Below are 7,444 nucleotides of genomic sequence, written 5' to 3'. Positions count from 1 at the left end.
TACGCCGGGAGAGTAGGTAGTTGCCATATTTATTTAAAACCTCTAACAAACCAAATTGTTAGAGGTTTTTTTATGTACATACCTCAACCACAGCAACTCCCCACGAAATCACCTAACGCCTAACCCCATCATACAACCACAAAACAACAATGCACCACGAATTGTGATGCATAGAAACGAAAGTATATCATTAAATGGAAGTGGGCAAATGTCTATTTTAATATTTGAGATATATCAGCCACTGTTTTATTTTCTAGTATACTTAAGGTTGCATCTCTCACTTCTTTCATAACTTCACTTAAGCCGCATGTTTTTTCATCGCAGTTTTTACATTGCTGGTAGAAGTTAATACTTACACAAGGCAATAGCGCTATCGGACCATCGATAAGGCGCATAACACGTGCTAGTTTTATTTTAGAAGGATTTTCGTTAAAGAAATAGCCACCACCTTTTCCCTTTTTACTGTCAAGAACGCCTGCTTTTTTAAGTTCAAGAAGTATGTTCTCTAAAAATTTTAAAGGTATATTTTTTTTATCTGCTATCTCTGCAATTAGTACTGGACCACTAGCATCTTTTTGGGCTAAATACATTAATGCTTTAAAAGCGTATTGGGTTTTCATTGAGAGCATAGAATTATAACATTTTATTACTGCAAAATACTAAGGTGTTTACGATTATTATTGTTTTCTTTGAAATACTTATCACTTTAGATTATGCGTAAGATACACAATTTCTGTTTTGCTGTTTTATTGTTAGTAATTGCTAGTGTAAATTTTGTGAATGCACAAACTCGAAAAGGGTTGGTGTATGGTAATTTTACCTTTACTGCACCGCAAGGAACTGACTTTACAAAAAATTTTGCTAATGGTTCAGGGTTTGAAATAGGTGGCGGTTATGCCATTGGTAAAACTGTGATAATAGGTAGTACTGGCTATGTTAACTATCTAGCTGCTACTAATACTACCACTTATGGCGACTTGAATGTGATACCTATTAAATTTGGTGTGAGACGTTATTTAGTTGGTAAGCTATTTGTAAATGGTCAGATTGGTACTGCGATGGAAAGCTACAGTAAAGGCAATGTAAGTGGCTCTAATTTTTTATACGAGGTAGGTGCTGGCGTTAAAATTATTCATTTGATTGAAGTAGGTGCTGCTTATACGAGTTATCAATCTGCTGCTACACCTACTATCAACTATAATTCGTTGTTATTTAAAGTAGGTTTTTCGGTTAAGTTTTAAATTAAATTGTTTAAAAAATAAAAGGTCGCCAAGTGGCGACCTTTTTATTGTGTTTTATTTATATTGTAGGAAAAGTAGAATAGCGATAAGAACGTACAAGTGAGTGACACAACAGGCGCCAAATATTTGTACAACAGCTTGTGAAACAAAACTCCTTTCTACAAATAACTCAAATTAGTTTCTGGTGTTAATGCTAACAAGGTTTCGTACATTAATTGAATGGTACTTTCGATATCGTCTTTGTGTAGCATTTCTACAGTTGTGTGCATGTAACGCAAAGGGATAGAAATTAACACGCTTGGGCATCCGTCATTTGCATAAGCAAAGCTATCGGTATCTGTACCTGTGCTGCGACTTACGGTGCGCATTTGCAAAGGGATGTTTTTCTTTTCTGCAACATCTTGTACAAACTGTAATAACTTATTGTGTACCGCAGGGCCGTAACATGGTGAAGGGCCTTTGCCACAAGCAACATCACCTTCAATAATTTTGCTAATCATTGGTGTTTGTGTATCATGCGTTACATCGGTAATGATAGCAACGTTTGGCTTTAATCTGCGGGCAATCATTTCGGCACCACGAAGGCCAATTTCTTCTTGAACAGCATTTACCACGTATAAACCGTAAGGCAGTTTTTTATTGTTTTCTTTTAGTAAACGTGCAACTTCAGCAATCATAAAACCACCAACACGATTATCCATAGCACGACCAATGTAATAGCCATTCGCTAATTCATCGAAACCATCTTGATAGGTAACCACAGCACCTATATGAATACCTAATTCTTCTACTTCTTTTTTGCTTCTTGCGCCGCAATCAAGGCAAAGATTGTCCACTTTTGCAACAGGCTCTTTTGCTTCAGGATTGCTGTAACGTGTGTGAATAGCTGGCCAACCAAACACTGCTTTTACTGGCCCTTTTTTGCCATGAATAAACACACGCATAGCTGGTGCTATTTGATGATCGACACCACCATTACGTTTTAGATAAATTAAGCCTTCTGCATTAATATAGTTTACAAACCAACTGATTTCATCGCAATGCGCTTCGATTACTACTTTAAACGGTGCTTTAGGATTGATAACACCTACAGCGGTGCCATAAGGATCTACAAAATATTCATCTACATAAGGCTTTACATAATCTACCCAAAGCTTTTGTCCACCACTTTCAAAACCCACTGGTGACGGTGTGTTGATATAATTTTTAAAAAATGCTAGTGAGGTTTCGGTAACAATTTTTTTCGCCTTTACCTTCTTTTTTTCTACTTCTTTTTTAGCTTTTGCCATAGTGTTTATTTTATTTCACGAATTAAAAACAATTGCACGAATTACACGAATAATTCGAGTACTAGAAATACAGCATTGCTGTGATGCCACAAATCGATTTTACCAATAACAGCCCATCTATAATTGCTAAATAGTAGAGAATACTTTTACGACGATGCAAAGAATACGATACAATGATGAGCAATAAAAATGGTATGGTATTGATAAGTATACGTAACAAAGGAAATTGCCTATATGTTGCGAACAATATAAAGGTAGATAATCCAATGATGCTTAGCGGAATTATGATGTAAAAAATGGTTTTTCTTAAGCCTACACGTACCACAAATGTTTTAAGTTGTTGGTTGTGATCGGCGGCATAATCTTTTATATCGAACATGATACAAAGCACTGTTACAAACATGAAATTTTTGATAAACAACAAGGTGCTAAGTAGCGTAATTTGGAAAGCTGTGTTGTGAATTATGTGGTCATAAATAACAGGATATACTGTAACCATTGCTGCCCATACGAAGCCAATAATGAATGGTTTTAGCCAACCTAGTTGTCTTAAATTTTTAGTAGTAAGTATTGGTAAATTAATACCGTAATACATTGCAGCTAAAGTAGGGGTAGCTAATATAATTATCCATTCTGTAGTTGAAATGTTAGGTAAATGTGACCACAGATTTTGTAACAATTTTACTGCGCAAATGGTAAACACAATGGTTAGAATAATTTGCGACCAGTGCATGGCTTTCTTGTGATGCAAATACCATACAGCACGTTTGTTATGAGGATTGGCTACATTAATAGAAATATAGGCATAAGTATAGTAGAGTGTTGTAACTGCAAATACAGCGATGTAGTAAGTAAAAGTATTTATAGAAACAAACTGTTGCAACGCAGCCTCAATAGATAATGTAACCGCACATAACCCATAAAAATAGTTACCAAAGAATATGGCTTTTATAAGATTATTGTCATGTGGCATTATCTATTTAATAAAATAATTTTTGGAGAGACTACAGTATCGCTAGTATTACCAAAAGCATCTTTTACCCAGAAATAATAATTTAGAGAATCTGTACGTAGCGCATTACCAGCACCACCATTGCCAGTATTAATACAGCCATTGTAATGGCCACCGCTACCATATTGAAAAGTGTATTCAATATTTGCTTTTTGATTTTTAACACCGTTGTAAGTAGGTATTATAGCAAAACTCGTGTCTTTGGTAATGTATGGGCAAGTGTAAAATTTTCTCGCAATAAACAACGTATCGTTGGTAGTACCAGTAGTTGCATCTTTTAAAATAAGATTGAACGTTACTACACTATTGAGCGGTATGGTTGTAGCGCTTACACTACTAAAACTTAATTGCGGCTTACCGCCATTTACCTCTTTACTGCAAGCATTAATAACTAGCGTAATTATCAACAGTATCAATATTTTTGCTTTCATAAGTCCTTAGTATAGATTTCAAATTTAGTTACATTATCTCAACAGTTCATCGTGCAGTCAAACATCATTAACAATATTTTTTCACTTACCGATAATGACTTTGATAGTTTGGCTACCGAAGTGTTTCAATTTCAATACCAACATAACAAAGTTTATGCAAAATGGTGCGATTTGTTAAGCAGTCGACAGTCGACTGTCGACTGTCAACCGCCTTTTCTTCCCATTTCTTTTTTTAAGAGCCATACTATTACCACAACGTTGTTTGAGCCGCAACAAATATTTGAAAGTAGTGGTACTACGCAAACCATTAATAGCAAGCATTTGGTAAAAGATATTACCATTTACGAACAAAGTTTTATCAAAGCTTTTGAATTGTTTTATGGCAATATTAATGAGTGGTGTATCATTGGTTTGCTGCCATCATATTTAGAGCGTAATAATTCTTCTTTGGTAATGATGGTAGATGCTTTAATTAAGTTGAGTAATCATGCAGACAGTGGTTTTTATCTGAATGAATTTGATAAGTTGGCTAGCACTTTACAACAACTTGAAAACAAACAACAAAAGACCTTGCTAATAGGCGTAACCTTTGCCCTGCTTGATTTTGCTGAAAATTATCCCATGCAACTACAACACACAGTATTAATGGAAACAGGTGGCATGAAAGGGCGTAGAAAAGAGTTAACTAGAGCAGAAGTACATGCTATTATTTCCAATGGTTTGGGGGTAAAAAAAGTACATTCAGAATATGGGATGACTGAGTTATTGAGCCAAGCTTATAGCAAAGGTGATGGTAAATTTATTTGCCCGCCGTGGATGAAAGTTTTGGTACGTGATGAAGAAGACCCATTGAGTGTAAAAACTAGTGGTAAAGGCGTTTTAAACGTGATAGATTTAGCCAACATTTACAGTTGTAGTTTTATAGCTACAGAAGATGTAGGTGTGGTACATGAAGATGGAAGTTTTGAAGTTTGGGGCAGATTAGATAACAGCGATATACGTGGATGCAGTTTATTGGTGGTATAATTATCGTGAGCTTTATTTCGCTGTCTAATATTGAAATAAACCAATTATTTTTCAATGTTCATTCTTATCTTCGCAACTGTCAAAAATAAATATGGCAACTACGCAAATAAAAAAAACAGTTTCAAATACAAAATCTTCTATACCAAGAAATTGGGAAAAAAGTGAAGACGTATATACTGGCGATGATTTAATTGACGCTTTTTTGAAAGGCAAAGAAGCAGGTCAAAATGAACATTATCGTATTCTTTCCACACAACTAAAAGAAAATATAAATAAGGCCGCTGATCTTTCTGAAAAGCTTTTTAAGGAGGTATTGAAGAATAACATAACTCCACTGGAGATACATTTAAAGGCAGACGATATTACAAAGTATAAAGCGTTGTTTTTTGTAAAAAACACAGATTTTGTTTCTGACTCATTTAGAAAAGTCTATACTATTTCTAGAAAAATCAGAACCGAGTCGGAAAGTGAGAAATTTTATATTACATTCTCTTTTACTCCTATTTCTGATAATTTTGATGAACATTGTTTACTAGCAGACGGCTATTTTATGAAGTATGAAAAAAAATAATGACCGTTTGAGACATGCCTTACATAATGAAAGTGTATGTAATTATTTAGAAATTAGGCAGGAATTTTCTGATTGGATAATAACGACTGCTTTTTATTCTGCGCTACATTTTGTTTCTTATAAAATATTCCCTTTTGATGTTCAAGGGATTGCAGGTAAAAAAATTGCTATTGAAAGCATTGATCAATTTTCATCTTATAATAATCCCAAGAGATTGAGTAAGCATGAACTATTATCTGACCTTGTTGCAAAAAAATGCTTAGAAATAGCTGATGATTATGATTGGCTGCTAGACATGTCAATGACTTCAAGGTATAAAAATTATCAGAATGATAAAGAAATTGCAAATAAGGCAAGAGCGCTAATGCAAATTATTAAAAAGCATTGTTGCACTAAAGAAGAAATAGCAGCGAACTCTTAATTTTATCTTAATAGAATTATCGAATATCATGTTTTATAAAATGGGGATACAATTTGTATCCCCATTTTATTGCCATTGTATTCTTTATAAAACAATAATAATTTGTTTACACAGCGTCTGATAAAGAGCTGAACGTGAAGTCTTTAATCTTCATTGGTGGGATTAAATAACTTCTGTACGATTCAACACTAATGCTTCTTTCAGCCTTACCTAAAGCTTCTACATTATTCAACATAATAATCGGGCTTTCGTTAAAGCGGAAGTTTTTTACAGGGTGTTTAATTTTTCCGTTTTCAATGTAAAAAGTTCCGTCTCGTGTAAGGCCTGTAAGCAATAATGTTTGAGCATCTACTAAGCGTATATACCAAAGACGTGACACCAAAATTCCTCTCTCGGTACTTTTAATCATGTCTTCAACGCTACCGCCATCACCACCTTGCATAATAATATTGCTAGGAAACGGTACAGGCTTTACACCTTTTTTCTCTGCCCAATATCTTGAATAACTTAAGTTTTTTACAACACCTTTTTCTATCCAGTTCATTCTTTCTAGTGGCTGACCCTCGCGGCTCCAAGTACCACCAGGTAATTCAGTATTAAATGGATCTGAATAGATGGTTACTTTTTCATCCATCAATTGCTCACCTAAGCGGTTACCACCACCAGGTTTGCTCATAAAGCTTCTACCTTCATCAGCTGTTCTTGCGTCAAAGCCTCTAAACATATTTTCTAGCATGTAAGTAGCTGCTACTGGCTCAAGAATAACTGTGTATTTACCCGGTTCAATAGCTTTTGCTGTTGCAGAACCATTAGCTTTTTGTGAAGCTATTTTAGTAGCAGTAAATGTATCTAGCTTGCTCACATCGTTAAAACCTCTAGCAGCATAGCCAGAACCAGTACCTTCTGCGTTACGTGTAGTTACTGAGAAAGTAACGTCTGTATTTTTATCGTAAGCAAATAAACCTTTTGAGTTTAGTACTGCTGTAAAAGAGGTTGTGTTTTCTAAAAAGCCAGCTGCTTCTAGCTTTGCTTCTTTTGCCACAGCAATACTTTTTGCTACTAATTCTGCTCTAGTAGCAGGTGTCATAGCGGCTGTTTTTGCATCGTAACCTATACCATCTTTAAATGTATTAGGCCCAAGCAAAGGCATTCTTTCAGGGTTTTCTGGTGCTAGTTGCGCTAGTTCTTCTGCACGTCTTACCACTCTTTCAAGTGCTGCGTCGTCAAACTCATTAATGTTAGCTGAACCAGATTTTTTGCCAAAAATAGAATTAACAGATAGCGTCATGGTGCTGATATCGCCTGATGTAGAAGCTGCATTACGTGCATAGCGAATATTACCGCCTTCGCTACCATTTAATATCACTTCGCATTCATCTGCCTTAGAGTACTTCAGTACTTTTTCTAGCAGTTTTTTTGCTTCTTCTTTATTTAAAATTGCCATTTATGTTAG

At 35.1% G+C, this 7,444-nt stretch carries 9 protein-coding genes; 4 read left to right on the top strand and 5 right to left on the bottom strand.

From position 1 onward, the window contains the following. Nucleotides 1–212: 212 nt before the first annotated feature. A complete protein-coding gene (locus ACT9TX_RS16030; RefSeq protein ID WP_481339796.1) occupies nucleotides 213–620 on the bottom strand; it encodes an RrF2 family transcriptional regulator in 408 nt (135 codons plus the stop codon). Between the two features lie 93 nt (nucleotides 621–713). On the opposite strand from ACT9TX_RS16030, the gene ACT9TX_RS16025 reads away from it, so the two are divergent. Then, nucleotides 714–1,241 (top strand): hypothetical protein, encoded by a 528-nt coding sequence (locus ACT9TX_RS16025; RefSeq protein WP_481339795.1) that lies wholly within the window; start codon nucleotides 714–716, stop codon nucleotides 1,239–1,241. A gap of 158 nt (nucleotides 1,242–1,399) precedes the next feature. Here ACT9TX_RS16025 and ACT9TX_RS16020 read toward each other — a convergent pair whose 3' ends face one another. The 3 genes from ACT9TX_RS16020 to ACT9TX_RS16010 all read right to left on the bottom strand — a co-directional run bounded on the left by ACT9TX_RS16020 (nucleotide 1,400) and on the right by ACT9TX_RS16010 (nucleotide 3,973). Further along, nucleotides 1,400–2,530 carry a M42 family metallopeptidase gene (locus tag ACT9TX_RS16020; RefSeq protein ID WP_481339793.1) on the bottom strand — a complete coding sequence of 377 codons (1,131 nt, stop codon included), beginning with the start codon at nucleotides 2,528–2,530 and terminating at the stop codon, nucleotides 1,400–1,402. A gap of 61 nt (nucleotides 2,531–2,591) precedes the next feature. Then, nucleotides 2,592–3,503: a UbiA prenyltransferase family protein gene (locus ACT9TX_RS16015; RefSeq protein ID WP_481339791.1), complete on the bottom strand. Its 912-nt coding sequence runs from the start codon at nucleotides 3,501–3,503 to the stop codon at nucleotides 2,592–2,594. Next, a complete protein-coding gene (locus tag ACT9TX_RS16010; protein WP_481339790.1) occupies nucleotides 3,503–3,973 on the bottom strand; it encodes a hypothetical protein in 471 nt (156 codons plus the stop codon). The genes ACT9TX_RS16015 and ACT9TX_RS16010 overlap by 1 nt, the downstream gene beginning before the upstream one ends. Before the next feature lie 51 nt (nucleotides 3,974–4,024). Between ACT9TX_RS16010 and ACT9TX_RS16005 the strand changes: the two genes are divergently transcribed. The 3 genes from ACT9TX_RS16005 (at nucleotide 4,025) to ACT9TX_RS15995 (ending at nucleotide 5,991) form a co-directional block, all read left to right on the top strand. Beyond that, nucleotides 4,025–4,999, top strand: a complete 975-nt coding sequence (locus tag ACT9TX_RS16005; RefSeq protein ID WP_481339789.1) for a LuxE/PaaK family acyltransferase — start codon at nucleotides 4,025–4,027, stop codon at nucleotides 4,997–4,999. A 91-nt stretch (nucleotides 5,000–5,090) separates the two neighbouring features. After that, the gene (locus tag ACT9TX_RS16000; RefSeq protein ID WP_481339787.1) at nucleotides 5,091–5,570 is read left to right on the top strand and encodes a hypothetical protein; all 480 of its coding nucleotides are present in this window, start codon (nucleotides 5,091–5,093) and stop codon (nucleotides 5,568–5,570) included. Beyond that, nucleotides 5,557–5,991 (top strand): hypothetical protein, encoded by a 435-nt coding sequence (locus ACT9TX_RS15995; protein WP_481339786.1) that lies wholly within the window; start codon nucleotides 5,557–5,559, stop codon nucleotides 5,989–5,991. Before ACT9TX_RS16000 ends, ACT9TX_RS15995 begins: the two co-directional genes overlap by 14 nt. Before the next feature lie 106 nt (nucleotides 5,992–6,097). Here the strand turns inward: ACT9TX_RS15995 and ACT9TX_RS15990 are convergent, their stop codons facing one another. Further along, nucleotides 6,098–7,435 (bottom strand): TldD/PmbA family protein, encoded by a 1,338-nt coding sequence (locus ACT9TX_RS15990; protein WP_481339784.1) that lies wholly within the window; start codon nucleotides 7,433–7,435, stop codon nucleotides 6,098–6,100. Nucleotides 7,436–7,444: the final 9 nt, after the last annotated feature.

It is taken from the genome of Parasediminibacterium sp. HNIBRBA5674, from assembly GCF_056745525.1.
This window is presented reverse-complemented; position numbering and strand designations above follow the sequence as displayed.